The sequence below is a fragment of the Flavobacterium sp. genome, assembly GCF_004211145.1.
Lineage (GTDB): Bacteria > Bacteroidota > Bacteroidia > Flavobacteriales > Flavobacteriaceae > Flavobacterium.
The window spans coordinates 1-17760 of record NZ_SEBS01000006.1; the positions used below are offsets into that span (position 1 = coordinate 1).

At 47.5% G+C, this 17760-nt stretch carries 11 protein-coding genes and 1 tRNA gene; 5 read left to right on the forward strand and 7 right to left on the reverse strand.

Annotated elements, in window-relative coordinates:
* Positions 1–295, forward strand: a 295-nt coding sequence (locus tag EOO50_RS03955) for a His/Gly/Thr/Pro-type tRNA ligase C-terminal domain-containing protein (protein WP_290838123.1), incomplete at its 5' end; no start/stop codon positions are given.
* Positions 296–377: 82 nt separating this feature from the next.
* Here the strand turns inward: EOO50_RS03955 and EOO50_RS03960 are convergent.
* Together EOO50_RS03960 and EOO50_RS03965 are read right to left on the reverse strand one after the other, a co-directional pair.
* Complete coding sequence (locus EOO50_RS03960) at positions 378–8372, reverse strand: choice-of-anchor D domain-containing protein (RefSeq protein WP_290838125.1); 7995 nt, start codon at positions 8370–8372, stop codon at positions 378–380.
* A gap of 458 nt (positions 8373–8830) precedes the next feature.
* Positions 8831–8904, reverse strand: a tRNA-Met gene (locus EOO50_RS03965).
* Positions 8905–9060: 156 nt separating this feature from the next.
* Here EOO50_RS03965 and EOO50_RS03970 point away from each other — a divergent pair.
* Complete coding sequence (locus EOO50_RS03970) at positions 9061–9453, forward strand: START-like domain-containing protein (protein ID WP_290838126.1); 393 nt, start codon at positions 9061–9063, stop codon at positions 9451–9453.
* Between the two features lie 51 nt (positions 9454–9504).
* A complete protein-coding gene (locus EOO50_RS03975) occupies positions 9505–10341 on the forward strand; it encodes an aminotransferase class IV (protein ID WP_290838127.1) in 837 nt (278 codons plus the stop codon).
* Here EOO50_RS03975 and EOO50_RS03980 read toward each other — a convergent pair.
* The 5 genes from EOO50_RS03980 to EOO50_RS04000 form a co-directional block, all read right to left on the reverse strand.
* Positions 10338–10898 (reverse strand): YqgE/AlgH family protein, encoded by a 561-nt coding sequence (locus EOO50_RS03980; RefSeq protein WP_290838128.1) that lies wholly within the window; start codon positions 10896–10898, stop codon positions 10338–10340. The genes EOO50_RS03975 and EOO50_RS03980 overlap by 4 nt on opposite strands.
* A 121-nt stretch (positions 10899–11019) precedes the next feature.
* On the reverse strand, positions 11020–11292 hold the full coding sequence (locus EOO50_RS03985; protein WP_290838130.1) for an HU family DNA-binding protein: 273 nt from the start codon (positions 11290–11292) through the stop codon (positions 11020–11022).
* Between the two features lie 177 nt (positions 11293–11469).
* Positions 11470–12417 (reverse strand): methionyl-tRNA formyltransferase, encoded by a 948-nt coding sequence (gene fmt, locus EOO50_RS03990; protein WP_290838132.1) that lies wholly within the window; start codon positions 12415–12417, stop codon positions 11470–11472.
* Complete coding sequence (locus EOO50_RS03995; RefSeq protein WP_290838133.1) at positions 12414–14306, reverse strand: ATP-dependent DNA helicase RecQ; 1893 nt, start codon at positions 14304–14306, stop codon at positions 12414–12416. Before EOO50_RS03995 ends, fmt begins: the two co-directional genes overlap by 4 nt.
* 169 nt (positions 14307–14475) lie before the next feature.
* On the reverse strand, positions 14476–15006 hold the full coding sequence (locus EOO50_RS04000; protein ID WP_290838134.1) for an ATP-binding protein: 531 nt from the start codon (positions 15004–15006) through the stop codon (positions 14476–14478).
* Positions 15007–16578: 1572 nt separating this feature from the next.
* Between EOO50_RS04000 and EOO50_RS04005 the strand changes: the two genes are divergently transcribed.
* The gene (locus EOO50_RS04005) at positions 16579–16866 is read left to right on the forward strand and encodes a DUF493 family protein (RefSeq protein WP_290838137.1); all 288 of its coding nucleotides are present in this window, start codon (positions 16579–16581) and stop codon (positions 16864–16866) included.
* Positions 16867–16868: 2 nt separating this feature from the next.
* Positions 16869–17579 (forward strand): DUF4290 domain-containing protein, encoded by a 711-nt coding sequence (locus EOO50_RS04010; RefSeq protein WP_290838139.1) that lies wholly within the window; start codon positions 16869–16871, stop codon positions 17577–17579.
* Positions 17580–17760 lie beyond the last annotated feature (181 nt).

Below are 17760 nucleotides of genomic sequence, written 5' to 3' on the forward strand. Positions count from 1 at the left end.
GGTCACGACTTCACCTGTCGCGTTGTTCTTGAATCTCGGGGAAGGCGAGGCGCAGTTTGCGATGCAGGCTGTCACGGCTCTGAGAAATTCAGGCGTGCGCGTGGATTTGTATCCCGATAATGCAAAACAGGCAAAGCAGTTCACGTATGCCGAGAAACGCAATATCCCGTTCGTGGTGACAGTCGGGGAACAGGAACTTCTCGAAGGGAATTACACGATAAAGAACTTGATTTCGGGCGACAAAACGACGGTGAACCTGAACGCGCTCAAAGACATGCTGTCGGACATTTTCTAGAATTCGAATCATATAAAAAAGAAAAAAGCCTCTCGTTAAGAAGAGGCTTTTTTTTTGGGGGAAAAAGGGGGAAAAAAGGGTGTTACTTGATAATTACTTTTTGGGAGAATGAACCTCCGTTGCTTTCCATTTTCAGGATATATGTTCCGCTTGCGATGTTCTTGAGCGGAATCCTGATGTTGGTTTGTTCCTGTCCAGTAACGTCGAACTCGGCAAGATATTGACCCAACATGTTGTACATGGTCGCTTTGGTCACGGTGACGTCTTTGATCTCGTTTCGGATCGCAAGCTCACTTATCTGTTCGTCGTAGGCAACGGCCACTGATTCTGACGGAACGTCTTTGTTTATCATTCCAACCTGATCCGTAAATCTCAGGAAGAAACGGTCGCCGTACGTCGTCGCTGCGGTCGTGAACGTGAACGCTCCGTCGCGAAGGTTGTGGTAGATTCCCGTTTGGGCATCGAAAATGTAAACCGGCTGTGAAGCGTCGAGATTTTCAGTGTCGTCGAGCGTGAATTTCACGGTACCGGCTGTTCCGGATTTCACGTTCAGCGGATAGCTGTTGTTCACGTTGAAATATCCGTCACCTTGAATGGTGAACTTGCGCGTGCCTGATTTGAATACCATTTCGTCAGGATAGTTGTCGAAATATTCGGCATCGTAACCGGGATCGTAGTCCGGAGTCGCTTCGGTGTCCATGAAACCGAGTAGAATCTGGCGGTGGAAACCGTTTACGAAATTATAACCGAGGCGTACTTTCTTGTAAGCGATATTCTCGCGGGCAACGATATCTTCTTCATTTCCGACGGCTTTCGGTTCAGATGTAGCCGCAGTCTGACGGAACATCGAATACGACGTCGCGTTGTCTTCCTTGATGAACGCGCGCTGTGCGTTGTTGAACGTGATCGTTCCGCCTGTTGCGTTTCCTTTTACGAAGAATCCTTGTCCGACAGGTATGAAACGCTTCGGAGTTTTCGTACTTGAACCCAAGCCACTCGCGTCAGGATGCGCAACCGGAGGCACGCCGCCGACGATAGAGTAGTAGGCATAACCACCTTGGTAAGCCGCCGTAACGTGAGAGCTGTTGGTTGTGAAATGCTCCCAGAAACTCAACGATCCCTGGATTACGGCTGCGTTGGCCGTAAGGAATGCGTTTGCGTCGATTGCCGAAGCATACGGGTTTCCTGCGAGATTCAGGTTGTTCGGCCCGACAGGCATCGTGATCGTGCCGTTGTTCGGTTTTCCTACGAATACGTAGTTCTGCTTTTCACTGATCGCGCTGCTTCCTTTAAGCGTAAATCCTTGTCCGGCGAGCAATGTTCCGTTTTGGCCTACGGCAACCCAGTTCGAGTAACTGTTCGACGTGTTCTGGAACTTATAGATCCAATAGCTGCTCAATGTGATCGGGCTTGTCGCCGATGAGTTGTAACCTGTCGTCCACAGTAGGTTTTGTGGGTTTGCCGGGTTCGTTCCGTCGCGCAACACGCTGTTCACGGTGTAGCTGTTATTGTTTGTCGTAGCGTTGATTGAGCCAACCGGCGATCCCCAATAGTTATAATTGAACTTATTCGCCGTTCCTTGCTGGTCGCGTTCGATGTAACCGATGCTGTTCGCCGCAAGGTCGCTGAATTGCGTCTGTACCAACTGTGATTTCCCTTGAAGGTCAAGTTTTCCGTCGAGTTTCAAATACCAGCTGTTTTCGAGCTTGTTGTCGTTCGTAAGATTCACGGTCGTTCCCGGTTTGATGATCATACCCAATGAGGTCTGGTTTACCGGTAGGTTGATGTTGTGTCTCACGTCGACGATAGACCAAGGCACGTTGAATACATCGGGTCCATTCACGAAATTGTTCTGGCTTACGGCCGTGTCCAAGCTTCCTGCCAATGTCGTTGTGAAAGGCAACGGAGCAAGCTGGTAACGGATCGTTTTCACGTTGTAGATGCGTGCAAAAGTTGAACTTGTTCCGATATCCGGACCGCTCGTAATGTAATTGTCGATCACGTCGTTTTTGAAAACGTCCATTCTATAGTAACCGATCAACGATGTCCACGATGTGCTTTCGATGTCCTTAGGAATGAATTCCCCGCGGATAGCCGAACCGTTGGCTTGAATTTCCTGATAGACCATTTTCTGTACCTGATCCACTGTCAGTCCGTTGTTGAACACACGGGCTTCATCTATCGCTCCTTTGAAATACAACGTGCTGTAACTTGGGCTTTTCCCTAAGGTTAGCGGCGTAGTACTGGCTGTAAGTCCGCTTCCCAGCGAGGTATTGTTTGCCGATGTTACCATCGTACCATTTACGAACAGCTTTAATTTTTGCGTAGGCAGGCTACTGTCATATGTTGCAGCGATGTGATACCAGCGGTCAACGTCAAGCGCGACATTGTACGTAAGCGTAACGCCACCTATATTTGCGACAACCTGGCGAGAACCGTTTACGCGCAACATGAAGTTGCTTTGTCCCATTATGACGCCCTCAGATGTATATGTGTCGGTTGAGACGTCGTCAGTAAGTTTTATCCAGCTCATCATCGAGGCTGAAGGCAACGAACTCAGCAATTGTTCGCCAATGGCATAGTCGTTTCGTCCGTCGAAATAAAGATATAGTTTTCGGTCAAGGTCGCGTGGCGATCCCAAAACCGTTGCTTTCGTATCGAAGTTATCGAGTATTCCGTCTTTATCGGCGTCGAGATTTCCATCGATCACGCCGTCGTTGTTTGTATCGAGGTTTGCGTAAAGCGATGTCTGTATGTCGCGTGGCGCAATTCCGTCGGAATCAATCTGCATGTAATCAGGATTTCCTAAACCGTCGGTATTCTGTGCTGACGGACGAACTGCGGTTCCATAACCGGTAACCGTATCCCAAACGTCGAGGATTCCGTCTTTGTCGGTATCGATGCCGTCGCCGACACCGTTTCCTTCGACATCTCCATCTCCATTGGCGAGTCCTGCTTCGTCGACGTCGAACAAACTGTCGTTGTCGCTGTCAAGATCCTGGAAGTTGCGGACGCTGTCTCCGTCAGTATCGGGAAGCAAATACGTTCCTCCTGAAATCATCGCGTCGATATTGTCGTGAAGACCGTTTCCATTGGTGTCCGCCCAAGTTCCGCCGGTTAAATCCATGATACCTTTTCCGCCGCTTAGCGAAACAAAACCTGCTTCTTCGATGTCAGGAATTCCGTCGTTATCTGAATCAAGGTCAAAGATGTTTCCGATTCCGTCAAAGTCGCGGTCGCAGTAGTTTTGTTTGATCGTAATATCATCAAGCGCAAGGTCATTACCGTTACCACCCGGCGCGTTGTTGCGGAATCGGATGATGAACGAGGTAAGGTTACCCAAGTTCACGCTCGTGGTGTATTGTCTCCATTCGCTGGCCGTACAGCTGTTGTTGCTGTTTCCGGCGGTGCATCGGCCGATATCGCCAGTGTTGTAACTCGAGATAAGGTTATTCGACATATCGCGGAACTCAACCGTGATGTTCGGCAAAATCGAGTTGTTGTAAACCGATGATGACAAGATGTTCAACGCCCAAAAGCTGTACGTGATCGGCACGTTCGGCATTACGCCGCTGATAGTCGTTTCGTAAAATACCTGAGGCGCATAACTCGCGTTGAATACCGCCATACGTCCGTAAGTATCGCCGGTCGTGTGATCTTCAAAACCGTTCCATGCCAAATCGTAGTGGATGTTGTCAGGGTGGCCTGAGGTCGTATTCGCAATTCGGTGTACGACTACATATTCGCCATCGTCAAGAATTCCGCTTGATTGGTTAGGACAGGCAGTAGTGTTCGGCTGCACGACACCATCTTCAAAGCAGTACGAACAAGTAGCGCCCGGAATATTGATATTGATCTGTCCTTTTGTAGTTCCGGCTCCGAAAGTTTCGTTAAGGAACGTGTGCTCGATTGAACCGGCGAATGCTGAAGCCGCGCAATTACTCTGGTCAAGCGTGTCGATTATGCCGTCGTTATCATCGTCGATGTCGATGTTGTCGGTGATTCCGTCTCCATCGGTGTCGGCATACGTGCGAACGCCAAGTCCTGTTATTATATAATTGTATGGATTTTCGTCGCTGTCGTCGTTAATCACATAAATAGTCGCTGTTTTTGTTCCGATCGTCAACGGGTTAAAACTTACCTGGAACGTGGTTGTTCCTCCTTGTGCTACAGATGAAGCCGGAGCCAGAGAAACTGAAAAGTTGGATGCGTCAGGACCTGCGAATGAAATTCCGCCGATTGACAATGGTCCCACGCCGGTATTCCTGATCACGAATGTCACGAACGTTGATCCGGAGTCGATTGAAACCGTACCAAAATCGGTGTTGTCAGAAACTGAAGGCGTGTTGTCGCCATCAGAGATCGTAAGTGTGTTACCCGTGATTTCCATTTCCGGCTCATTTCCGAAACCTCGGACGGCAAAATCATAAGGAGATTCGTTGCTGTCGTTGTTCGGGATATTGATCGTGGCATTTCTCGTTCCTGTACCGATCGGGTCGAACGTTACCGTAAATGTCACGCTTGAATTTACCGCAAGTGTCGTGGTTGCCGGTTGTGTCACCGTAAAGTCGGCGGCGTTCGCTCCGGTCACGGTAATAGCGCCCAAATCCAATGGAGCTGTTCCTGTGCTTTGATTTGAAATCGTGAACGTACGTGTAATTGTTCCGCCAGTGACAGTCGTCGCTCCAAAATCAGTCCAGTCGGCAGTTGCAGGCGTAGTGTCGCCGTCTACGATACTTACGGCGTTTCCTTGCAAATTGATTTCCGGATCAACTCCAGTTCCCTGGACGTTATAGTTGTATGGATTTTCGTTTCCATCGTTGTTGGCAACGTTAATCGTAGCATTTCTTGCACCCGAGGCACTTGGGTTGAACGTTACCGTGAATGACGTAACGCCTCCAACGGCAACTGAAGCAGCCGGCGCGTTCGTTATCGAAAAGTCGGCGGCGTTGGTTCCGGTTATCGTAACACCTGAAATCGTCAACGGCATTGTGGCCGAGGCGAGGTTATAGATGTAAAACGTCTGTGTCGATGTCGTAGCGCCGATAACAGCTACCGTTCCCATGTTCGTGCCGTCGGCAGTCGATGGTGTCGTGTCTCCGTCGACGATGTCGATTCCGTTGCCCTGAATGTTGATTTCAGGATCGGCACCGTTACCTTGTACCGCAAACGTGTATGGACTTTCGTCGCTGTCGTTATTGGGAATCGAAATCACGGCAGTACGCAATCCCGCAACGCTTGGGTTGAACGTAACGCTGAAAGTCGTAGTCGCTCCGGCGTTTACGGTAGCGGCAGGAGTCGCAGTAACCGTAAAGTCGGCAGCAGCAGCACCTGAAATAGTGATCGTGCCTAAAGTAAGCTGTGTTCCTGAAAGCAGCGCGTTCGAGATAGTGAAACTGCGCACGATTGTGCCTGCTGTAACATCGGTAGTACCGAAATCAGTGTTGTTCGTAATTACTGGCGCGTTGCTTCCGGTTGGAATCGTATTTCCTGCCCCGGTAACATTTATTTCAGGATCGTTCCCCGTTCCCTGTACTACGAAATCATAATTTGCCTCGTTCGCATCGTTGTTCGCGATGTTGACGGTTGCTGTCCGGATTCCTGTCGCACTTGGGTTGAAGATGATCGTAAATGTAGTGCTTCCGCCAGGGGCGACGGTTGCAGCCGGAGCTGTCCCGACCGTAAAATCGCCTGCATTGGCACCGGTAATCGTTATGCCGCTTATAATCAGCGCGGCAAGACCTGTGTTCTGGATAGTGAACGTATGCGTGTCGCTGGTGTTGCCAACTACATTCCATGTTCCAAAATTGGTTCCGTCGGCCGTCGAAGAAAATAAATCGCCGTCAGGTATGTTGGTCGAATTGCCCTGAACGTTTATTTCAGGTTCGCCACCAGTTCCCTGGATGTTGAAGTAATAAGGATTTTCGTCGCTGTCGTTGTTGGCGATGTACAAGGTTGCCTGGCGTAAACCATTCGTACTTGGATCGAACGTAACGTAAAAGTTAGTCGTTCCACCAGCAACTACAGTAGCGGCTGGAGGTGTGCTCACCGTAAAGTCTGAAGCCGCAGCACCGGTAAAGGTAATGGCGCCGATGTTAAGTGTCGTGGCCGAAGCGAGTGTGTTCGAAATGGTAAACATCCTTGTGACCGTTCCTCCTGTCACGCTGACCGTACCGAATTCGGTATTGTTGGTTACCACAGGTGTTGCAGCCGCCATTGCGATATTGTTTCCGTTACCTGAAACGGCGATATCAGGATTGTTTCCTGTTCCCCGGATCGTAAAATTGTACGGATTTTCATTCGAGTCGTTGTTCGCAACATAAATAACCGTAGTGCGAATTCCGGTAGCGCTTGGGTTAAACGTCACCACGAATGATGTGCTTGCCCCGGGTGCAACGGTTGTTGCGGGTGGCGTAGTTACTGTAAAGTCGCCAGCCTGTCCGCCCGTAATCGTCACTCCTGTAATGTTCAATGGAGCGGAACCCGTGTTTTGGATCACGAAGGTTTGTGTCGCCGACGTAGCGCCGATGATGTTCACCGCGCCAAAATCAGTTCCGTCAGCCGTTGACGGCCCGCTGTCATTGATTACGATGTTAATGCCGTTTCCTTGGATATTGATTTCAGGATCTCCGCCCGTTCCTTCAATATTGAAATTGTAGATCGGAGTATTGAGATCATTCGTGGCGATATTCAATGAAGTCGTGCGAACTCCTGTCGCGCTCGGATTGAACGTTACCTGAAACGTTGTCGATGCGCCCGGTGCTATACTTGTTGCCGGAGCTGAAGTAACCGTAAAGTCAGCCGCCGCTCCACCGGTGAAAGTGATTGCGCCTAAATTTAAGATAGTGCCCGAAGCCAAGGTGTTTGTGATCGTGAACGTTTTTACGATTGTTCCCGAAGCGATGTCGGTCGTTCCGAAGCTCGTGTCATCGGCAACTGACGGCGACAAGTCGTTATCAGTGATTACGACTCCATTGCCAAGGACACTCATGTCAGGATCTCCGCCATTTCCTTGAATGGTAAAATAGTAAGGCGCTTCGTCAGAATCGTTATTCGCGATGGATATCACCGCCGTTCTAATTCCGAGTGCCGTAGGATTGAATGTCACCGTGAACGTAGTGTTTACGCCGCTGGCAACCGTGGCTGCCGGAGCTGTCGTTATCGAGAAGTCGGCTGTTGCCCCGGTAAATGTTATAGCGCCGATCGTTAAGGCTCCGGCTCCCGTATTCTGAATCGTGAAAACTTTTTGGATTGTTCCGGATGTCACATCGGTAGTGCCGAAATCAGTGTTGTCGGCTGCCGTTGGCGTTGCGTCGGCATTGGCGATGTTTGCTCCCGCGCCCTGAACATTGATTTCAGGAACGGCGGCTGCTGTCCAAGTTAGGATGACGCGGCCATTTCCACCGTCTCCACCGAATCGTGTAGACGTTCCTGACGATTTGTATCCGCCGCCACCGCCGCCGCCCGGAACATCGCCATCTTGGCCATTTCCGTTGCTGGCACGACCGTTTCCGCCGTCGCCGCCTCCTGTTGGTGCATTTCCTCCTGTTTGGTTGTTCGCGTTGGCTCCGTTTCCGGCAGCTGCTGTTCCGGCCGATGATCCGCCGCCGCCGCTGTTCGTACCGCCGTTCGCACCATTACCTCCTGAATTTGTGTCGTCACCGATCGATAGTGTGAGCGAACCGCCGACACCGTTTGTATTGCTGTTATCGGGTGCGCTGGCACCGCCTTTTGCCAATACGATCGTGTTGTCTATAAACCACGAGTCGCCACCGGCATTGTCATCGGTAGCACCACCGCCGACATTGACCGTCAGCACATCTCCGGGCGTTACCGCAACGACTTTCACGGCATAAGCGCCGCCGCCGCCTCCGCCGCCTCGACCATTCGAAGTTCGGGAAGCACCGTGACCGCCTCCGCCCCAAGCCTGAACCGTTACGCTGGTAACACCTGCGGGAACCGTCCAAGTATTGGTCGTATCAAAAGTTTGTGGTGATTGCGAGAAGGCCTCGTTCCCAATAAGTAAGAAAAGGACTAAAAGCGATAATTTTTTAGCGAGTTGAGTAAAGTTTTCCATAACTCAGTTTTTAGTGTGTTCTGCTGTTAATTCGAATAGCAGGGTTAAAATTTGTTTTGTTTGACTTTCAGTAGATAACATTCCGTTTTTGTGTGTGTTCTATCGGTATGGTAAATTCCTTTCGTGGTATTAAAGAAATTTTAACAGGTCAAAAGTATATTTTAAGTCAAAAAGAAAAAAATTTTTTATCGGTAAAATGCATAAAACATCGATAAAATGCACAAAATGATCTGTTTTATGTGTAAAAACTTACAAGAATTTTTTTATGATTGATTTTCGGGCGACAAAAACCTTGTTGTCGTAACTGTCTAAAAATCAGGTTATGGGAAAGTAGCTGCCCGCAGAGTTCAGGGAAAACGTCTCGAAGTGTAACAGTTGGACTGTCAGTCAAAGAATTTGCCCAGCGCGGAAATGAAAAAAGGGACCTGAAAAATCAGATCCCTTTTAGGGTTTTGGAGTAGCGAGGACGGGAGTTGAACCCGTGACCTCAGGGTTATGAATCCTGCGCTCTAACCGACTGAGCTACCTCGCCAGGTTTGCGGTTACGCATTCTGCCAACAGGCTTAAATGCGGGTGCAAATATAAAACTTAATTGTATCTGCACAAATATAAATTTGGAAAAAAATAATTTTCAAAAAGAGGCGGTTTTGATTTTTATTCGATATATTTCCAAAAAATAAATACCCTCATGGATGTAAAAGTGCGATATGAATTGGAGTTCCCCTTAAATTCCTCACCACAACTTCTTTACCAATACATTTCTACTCCGTCAGGACTTTCGGAATGGTTCGCCGACAACGTAAACTCGCGTGGCGAATACTTCACTTTTATTTGGAATGACACTGAGGAACGCGCAAGATTGTCTTCAAAAAAGACGGGCGAAAAGGTAAAATTTCGTTGGGTCGATGAAAATAACCACGACAGCGACTTCTATTTCGAGCTCCGGATCCTTGAAGACGAGATTACCAAAGACGTCTCGCTTCTCGTAGTCGATTATGCCGACGAGGACGAAGTCGACGAAGCCAAGCAATTATGGGAAAACCAAATCGCCGATTTGAAACATGTGATCGGCTCGGTATAGACAAACCCTTTTTAAAATGTATATTTGCCCTGATTTATTCAGGGTTTTTTTATGCTCAATTACAATGGCGGACTCATTGCGCCGATACATCCGAAATTAGACAACCGCGGCCTTTTGATGGGCGACGGCGTTTTCGAGACCGTGAGGATTCTCGACGGTAAAGTACTTTTTCTTGAAGATCATTATTTCAGGCTGATGTCATCCATGCGTATCGTTCGCATGGAAATCCCGATGACGTTCACGATGGAATTTTTCGAATCCCAGTTGCTTTTGGCGGCCGAATCGGAAAATTGTACAGACTCGGGTCGTGCGCGAATTACCGTTTATAGAAGCGGTGGCGGTTTTTATCTGCCGCAGACGAATGAAGTCGAATGGATTGCATCGGCGATTCCGCTTGAAAATAAACTGTATTCATTTTCAGATGCGACTTACGAGGTCGATCTTTTCAAAGACTTTTACGTGACCAAGCAATTGTTGTCGTCGATAAAGAGCACAAATAAATTGATCAATATCACAGGGAGTATTTTTGCCGATGAAAACGGACTCGACAATTGCCTGCTGCTCAACGACAGCAAAAACGTGATCGAAGCGTTGAATGGAAATATCTTTATGTTGTCGGGCAAGAAACTTATCACGCCGCCTGTTTCCGAGGGTTGCCTCAATGGCGTCATGCGCAAGCAAATCCTCGCGATCGCAAGAAAGAATGAAAATATCGAGGTTGTCGAGGAAGTCATTTCGCCTTTCGATCTCCAGAAAGCCGACGAATTGTTCCTTACTAACGTAATTACGGGAATCCAGCCCATCACGAAATATCGCAAAAAAGAATATGGTTTTGAATTGGCTGCCGACCTGCTCGTGAAACTAAACGCCCAGGTCAGGCTGTCCTAATTGAGGATCGGATTTTCGGGCGCGTTGCTCCACAACATATAATCGCCGCCGAGTTCGAGGATTTTCTCTTTCCAGAAATCGTTCGTCGATTTGCCGATGATTTTGTTCTTGTAGACGTTTTCGGCCACGATCCAGGAGTTCGATTGCATCTCGTCTTCGAGCTGCTGGGCCGCCCAACCGGTGTAACCCAGGAAAAATCGGATGTTTTCCTTTTTGATCAGCCCGTCGTTTATTAGTTTTTTCGTCCTGTCGAAGTCGCCTCCCCAATAGATTCCGTTCGAAATTTCGATGCTGTCGGTAATCAAATCGGGAATATTGTGGATGAAATACAGATTGTCCTGTTCAACCGGACCGCCGTTGTAGATCTTGAAGTTCGCTTCTACATCGGGAACAAGGTCGTTCACGGTATATTTTAGCGGTTTGTTGAGGATGAATCCCACGGAACCATCTTCGTTGTGATCGGCTAATAATATAACGGATCGGTTGAAGGAAATATCCCCCATTATGGAAGGTTCCGCTATCAGCAAAAGCCCTTTGTTGAGTTTTTCTGAAATCATCTTTGCCGCATTTTGCTTTAAATTTAACAAAAAAACTTTTGAACCGCCAAAAAAGGTGAGGATTTTACAAAAAAAAAGCCTTTCAAAAGAAAGGCTTCCTAATTTCGTATGTGCTTACTGCTTAGTTTACACCACCTTCGAGCTCAGCTCCGGCTTTGAACTTCACAACATTTTTAGCTGCAATCTTGATAGTTTTGCCAGTTTGTGGGTTACGACCTTCACGAGCAGCTCTTTGAGAAACTGACCAAGATCCGAAACCTACCAACGATACGCGTCCACCTTTTTTAAGTGTTCCACCTACGTTAGTCAAAAATGATTCTAAAGCTGATTTTGCAGCTGCTTTTGAAATTCCTGCATCTGCAGCAATAGCATCGATTAATTCTGATTTGTTCATAATAATAGTTATTAATTGATTGGTTAAACAATAAGTTACTTGAACAAATTTAGTAGGAATTCCTTACTACGCAAGACTTCGCGTGTGTTTTTAAACGATTTGTTGATAAGTTGGATGTTTTGTTGATAAAGGAACTTGCAAATCCAAAATTTTCTGTCATCCCTTTATTGGCGCAACCTAAGACGCAATTGCCGATTCGGAAAACGATATTCCGTTGAGAAGCTCCTGAGCTGTCATTTTTTTCTTACCCGGAAGTTGCAACGAAATGATTTGGATAAATCCGTCGGCAACCGCAATCTTGATTTCTTTTTTGCCCGAAACGATAGTTCCGATGGGTTTGTCGTGCACCTCCAAAACCACGCGCGATTCGTAAATCTTCACGTTCTGCTCTGATCCATTGTCGGTAAACCAGCACCAGGCCGCGGGATAAGGCGAGAGTCCGCGGATCAGGTTATGGATTTCACTTGCGGGTTTCGTCCAATCGATCTTACAATTATCGCGGTCGAGTTTGTAGGCGGTTTTTAGCTCCGACATATCGTTTTGAATCGTCGTCGCCGCCGTTCCTTCTGAAATTTTGTGCAAGGTTTCGGTCACGGCTTCTTTCCCGATTTCCATGAGTCGGTCGTGCAATTCGCCTGCGGTTTCGTTTTCGCCGATCTTGATTTCCTTTTTCAGGATCATCGCGCCCGTATCGATCTTCTCGTCGATGAAGAACGTCGTCACACCTGTTTTGGTTTCTCCGTTTATGATCGCCCAGTTGATCGGAGCCGCGCCCCGGTAATCAGGCAACAGCGACGCGTGCAAATTAAAAGTTCCCAATTCGGGCATCGCCCATACGGCTTTCGGCAACATCCGGAACGCGACGACGACTTGCAGGTTCGCATCGAGCGCTTTCAATTCGCCCAGGAATTCCTCGTCCTTTAAATTCGGTGGCTGCAACAACGTCAAACCGTTCTCGAGCGCGTATTCCTTCACGGCCGAATATTTGATTTTTTGTCCGCGGCCTGCAGGTTTGTCGGTTGCGGTAATGACACCTACGACGTCATGTCCGGCTTTTACGATGGCGTCCAGGATACCGACGGCGAATTCGGGCGTGCCCATAAAAACGATGCGTAATTTTTTCATGCTTTATTTAAGGAGTACTTGTTGTTGGGTTTTATCGCGACGGTTTCGGCCTCGAGCAGTTGTCGCAATGCAAAGATAACGGCATTCGACGGTTCCTGCACCAAATTTTCGATTTCGCGAGAGTCGAGATCTTCGCTCGCGAGCAACATTTTTATTTTGTCCGACAGCGCAGTCGCACCTGTATCGGGTTTGTTTTTCGCGATACAATAGGAGCAGATGCCGCAATCGCCCGAGGTTTCCCCGAAGTAGGCGAGAAGCTGTTTGTTCTTGCATTGGCTGTCGTCAGATACATAATCTATCACCGACCGAAGTTGTTCGTGCTTGAGTCTGTTCTGGGTTTCGAGGTATTTCGAGACGCGGTTTATCGTGCGTTCGTCTTCGCGCACCTCGTTGAACGTAAGCGTGGCGTCGTTTGAACGCGATTGGTAGTCGATGACCTGCCGCTGTTTGAGTTTCGAAAGCAGCGCGTACACTTCAACATCAGGTTTTCCCGATTTTTTTGCGATGGCCGACACGTTCAACGAAGCCGGCATCTCGTAAATCCCAGGATAACCGCGCAGGATCGCGAGCAAAATATCCTCGTCCTGCGAATTCATGCTGATGTAACGCATGACTTCCTTCGATTCGATTATGAATTGTGCGGTGATTTTTTCTGAAAATTCCTGAGACAACGTGAGCACTCCTTGCCTATCGAGAAACTGCAGCGCGTTGAACGCCTTCATCACCGGAAATTGGTATTGAGCGCAGAACTGATTGAGGTTGAATGGAAATTCCTGCTCCATGCCTTCGCCGTACGCGATCTGGAAATAGTTACAAAGTTTGATATAGACTTTCGTCAGGAATTCCTTGTCGGGCAATACGGAAAGGAACTGGTTTTCGGCGATTCGTGCGTCGCTCGGGCCGTTCAATAAAACCGCGAACGCTTTGTCGCCGTTTCGTCCGGCGCGACCGGCTTCCTGATAATAATTTTCAAGATTTTCGGGCAGCTGGATGTGGATCACGGTTTTCACGTCGGGCTTATCGATGCCCATTCCGAAGGCATTCGTGGCGACCATGATCTGAACCGAATTGTTCATCCACGATAGCATGTTCTTGTCCTTGTCTTTGGGATGCAAACCGCCGTGGTAAAAGGTTGCGGTGAAACCCATCGATTGCAGTTGGGACGATATTTCGACGCAGGATTTGCGATTTCGCACGTATATTATGGACGACTGGGTGTATTTTTTTAAGATTTGGCTTGTGCGGAACAACTTGTCCTCGGCCTTGTAAACCATGTACGCCAGGTTTTCGCGCCCGAATGATTTCGTGAAAACCGCGGGATTTGACAACTGCAGCTGGGTGACGATGTCTTTTTGGACGCGATCGGTCGCCGAAGCCGTCAACGCTAAAAAGGCGACGTTCGGGAAATGCGGTTTGAGTTCGGAAATCCTGAGATAAGCGGGCCGGAAATCGTGTCCCCATTGCGAGATGCAATGTGCTTCGTCTATCGCGATGAGGTTTATGGGCAGCGCCTTTATGCGTTCGACGATCCATTCGGACTGCAAGCGTTCGGGCGAAACATACAGGAATTTGTAGTTTCCGAATCGGCAATTGTCGAGCAAATCCGAAATTTCATCCTGCGACAGACCGCCCGTCATCGCGATCGCCTTGATGTCTTTTTGCTGCAGATTGCGGACTTGGTCTTTCATGAGAGCGACCAGAGGCGAAACGACCAGGCAAAGCCCGTCCTTCATCATCGCGGGCACTTGGAAACACGCAGATTTCCCGCCGCCCGTGGGTAAAATGGCCACGGTATCGCGACCTGAAAGCACCGATGCGATGATCTCGGCCTGCGGTTCGCGGAACGTGTCGTGTTGCCAGTATTTTTGAAGGACTTCGAGCGCCGTCATTTTTTTAGTGCCTGAGTGCCTGAGTAGCTGAGTACCTGAGCGCGTTAGGGTGTGAATTTACGAAATTGCTTTGAGACGGGATTTGAGGGAAAAGTGTAGGAAATCTTAAATGATTAGAAAATTAGCGAATTAGCGAATTAGCGAATTGGCGAATTGGCGAATTTTGGGATTAGAGGCGGTTGAGAATATAGGCTACGCGGTTTTGCACGGTGTCTTTTGGGACTTCGAGCAGATCGTAGCCGTATTTCGAATAGGTTTCGACGAGATGTTCGTGGATCAGTTTCGCCTGTTCGTAGTTTTCGTAACGTTCGTTGTCGCTTTCGTAGATTTCTTCCCAGGGCGGCAACAGGAAAATCCTGTCATATTTGTGTTCGTGACAGGCGGCGTCGAAAGCCGATGGATAACTGTCACCGATGTAATGCATGTAAGCGAGTACGTCAGGGATGCCGCGGTCAATAAAAATCACGTCATGGCTTTCATTTTGGGCTTCGCGGAATTGTTTCTTCCTGCCTTCGAGCAGCAATTCGCTGAACAATAGCGGTTTCTCGAGGAACAATTGTTCGATCCCGTTCTTCTTGGCTTCGAGAATAACTTCACGCGAAACTTCAGGATAACAGCGATGTCCTTGCTCGATAAGCTTGTCGATAATCGAGGTTTTCCCGGAACCTGGCCCGCCGATGATGACGATGATTTGTTTCATTGGGCGCGAATTTACGAGAAATTGTTGATTTATTGATTTGTTGATTTGTTGATTGTTGATGTGTTGATTTGTTGATTTGTTGATTTGAGATTTTCTCTTGCGTGGACGTTTGGGGTTGGGAAGATGTTTGATCGGTTAATTGGTTAGTGGTGTTTGGTGTCTGCCGTTGGGGGAATCGTTTTTTGTTGATGTGTTGATGCGTTGATACGTTTATTTGAGTTGTTGCCTTCCGCTGTATCTCGTTGTCATCCTGAGCTTGTCGAAGGATTGAAACGGAAACGTCTTTTGTAAACTATACGCTTAATGTTCTTAACGAGCTTAATGGTAAAATTCAATAGCGTTGAAGGAGTTTTGTTTAATTGGTTAGTGGTGTTTGGTGTCTGCCGTGGGAGGAATCGTTGTTTGTTGATGCGTTGATGCGTTTATGCGTTGATTTGAGTTGTTGCCTTCCGCTGTATCTCGTTGTCATCCTGAGCTTGTCGAAGGATTGAACGAGAACGCCTTTTGTAAACTATACGCTTAATGCTCTTAACTATCTTAATGGTAAAATTCAATAGCGTTGAAGGAGTTTTGTTTAATTGGTTAGTGGTGTTTGGCGTCTGCCGTTGGAGGAATAGTTGTTTGTTGATGCGTTGATGCGTTGATGTGTTTATTTGAGTAGTTGTCTTCCGCTGTATCTCGTTGTCATCCTGAGCTTGGCGAAGGATTGAAACGAGAACGCCTTTTGTAAACTATACGCTTAATGTTCTTAACTATCTTAATTGTAAAATTCAATAGCGTTGAAAGAGTTTTGTTTAATTGGTTAGTGGTGTTTGGCGTCTGCCGTTGGAGGAATAGTTGTTTGTTGATGCGTTTATTTGAGTAGTTGCCTTCCGATGTTTCTCGTTGTTATCCTGAGCTTGTCGAAGGATTGAAACGAGAACGTCTTTTGTAAAACTATACGCTTAATGCTCTTAACTATCTTAATGGTAAAATTCAAATGCGTTGAAGCAATGTTTTTTTAATTGGTGAATTGGTTAGTGGTGTTTGGTGTCTGTCGTTGGGGAATCGTTTTTTGTTGATTTGTTGATTTGTTGATGCGTTTATTTGAGTTGTTGCCTTCCGCTGTATCTCGTTGTCATCCTGAGCCTGGCGAAGGATTGAAACGAGAACGCGTTTGTAAACTATACGCTTAATGTTCTTAACGAGCTTAATGGTAAAATTCGACTGCGTTGAAGCAATGTTATTTAATCGGTTACATCAACTGGAAACCAATCCCTAGCCCGGATGGAAGCGGTAGCCCACAGCAGAAAAAGCATTTGGAACAGGCGCAAGGCCGCGACCGACGGAAGCGCGACTTGTGCCGTCGTGACATTGCTTTTTCGCGAGGACTACAAGCGGACAGCCGGAATTTGCTTCAGATGCAAAACTGTTATCAATGACAGCGATAGACCCGAACCAGCATATCAGAAAGTCAAAAAAAACAACTCGTGCGGTCCAAACAGAAACCTCAAATAAACAAATAAACAAATCAACGCATCAACAGATTAACCGATTGAACCAAATCAACTATATTTGCCTTTATTTAAACCCATGGACCAAAAAAGCGAAGAGTTCTACGATCGCCTGCGCGACGAACTCAACAACACTACCGAGAAATGGCCAACCGAATATCTTTACAAGTTCATCGTGCCTACTGACCGCGACAAGGTCGAAGCTGTAGAAAGCGCATTTGACGGGCTTGGAGCGGTAATCGAAACTACGAAATCGAAGACGGGAAAATATACGAGCCTGTCCATAAATGTGGTCATGAAAGACGCGCAAAGCATTATTGATCAATATCTTAAAGTTTCCACCATAGAAGGAATCGTTTCCCTGTAATTATGCAATATCAAAAAGAAGTAGCCGGCGATGTCGTGTACAACCTCGAGTACAATGCCGAGCGCGAGCCGCTGATCATTCCCGAATACGGGCGTCATTTGCAAAAATTGATCGACCAGGCGACTGCGATCGAGGACAGGACCGAGCGCAACAAGGCCGCGAAATACATCATCCAGGTCATGGGCAGTTTGAATCCGCATTTGCGTGACGTGCCTGATTTCCAGCACAAGCTTTGGGATCAATTGTTCATCATGAGCGATTTCAGGATCGATGTCGATTCGCCTTATCCGATCCCGTCGCGAGAAGTGTTGCAATTGCGTCCCGACCCGTTGAAATATCCACAGAATTTCCCGAAATACCGTTTCTACGGAAACAACATCCAATACATGATCAACGTTGCGATCGGGTGGGAAGACGGCGAAATGAAGGACGCACTCATCGTCGTGATCGCGAACCACATGAAAAAGTCGTACCTGAGCTGGAACAAGGACACGGTGACCGACGCGGTGATTTTCGAACATTTGTACGAGATGAGCGAAGGTAAACTCAACCTTATCGAAAGCTCAGAGGAATTGCTCAACATGAGCGAGATCATGCGCACGAACAAAAAGGTTTCGAACAAATCAATGCAGCCGCAACAGCCGATGCAGATGCAGAAGAACAATAATAATAAGATGAATAAGAAACCGTTCATCAAGAAGAAGAATTTGTAGTATTGATGTTAGTATTGAGTTATTAGTATTGAGTATTGAGAATTCTTGAAGCGAAAAACAGACTTATACAATCAACCCAAACAGTCATCAAAACAAAAATTACAGGATCGAACTATGCGTCTTAAGACCATTTAGTTTCTCCAAGTGCAGATTCAAATTCATAACTCAATACTCAAAACTC

Bases quoted from the DNA above. Each gene is read 5' to 3' on its own strand.
- EOO50_RS03960 (WP_290838125.1), bottom strand. From the start codon at position 8,372: ATGGAAAACTTTACTCAACTCGCTAAAAAATTATCGCTTTTAGTCCTT.
- EOO50_RS03970 (WP_290838126.1), top strand. From the start codon at position 9,061: ATGGATGTAAAAGTGCGATATGAATTGGAGTTCCCCTTAAATTCCTCA.
- EOO50_RS03975 (WP_290838127.1), top strand. From the start codon at position 9,505: ATGCTCAATTACAATGGCGGACTCATTGCGCCGATACATCCGAAATTA.
- EOO50_RS03980 (WP_290838128.1), bottom strand. From the start codon at position 10,898: ATGATTTCAGAAAAACTCAACAAAGGGCTTTTGCTGATAGCGGAACCT.
- EOO50_RS03985 (WP_290838130.1), bottom strand. From the start codon at position 11,292: ATGAACAAATCAGAATTAATCGATGCTATTGCTGCAGATGCAGGAATT.
- fmt (WP_290838132.1), bottom strand. From the start codon at position 12,417: ATGAAAAAATTACGCATCGTTTTTATGGGCACGCCCGAATTCGCCGTC.
- EOO50_RS03995 (WP_290838133.1), bottom strand. From the start codon at position 14,306: ATGACGGCGCTCGAAGTCCTTCAAAAATACTGGCAACACGACACGTTC.
- EOO50_RS04000 (WP_290838134.1), bottom strand. From the start codon at position 15,006: ATGAAACAAATCATCGTCATCATCGGCGGGCCAGGTTCCGGGAAAACC.
- EOO50_RS04005 (WP_290838137.1), top strand. From the start codon at position 16,579: ATGGACCAAAAAAGCGAAGAGTTCTACGATCGCCTGCGCGACGAACTC.
- EOO50_RS04010 (WP_290838139.1), top strand. From the start codon at position 16,869: ATGCAATATCAAAAAGAAGTAGCCGGCGATGTCGTGTACAACCTCGAG.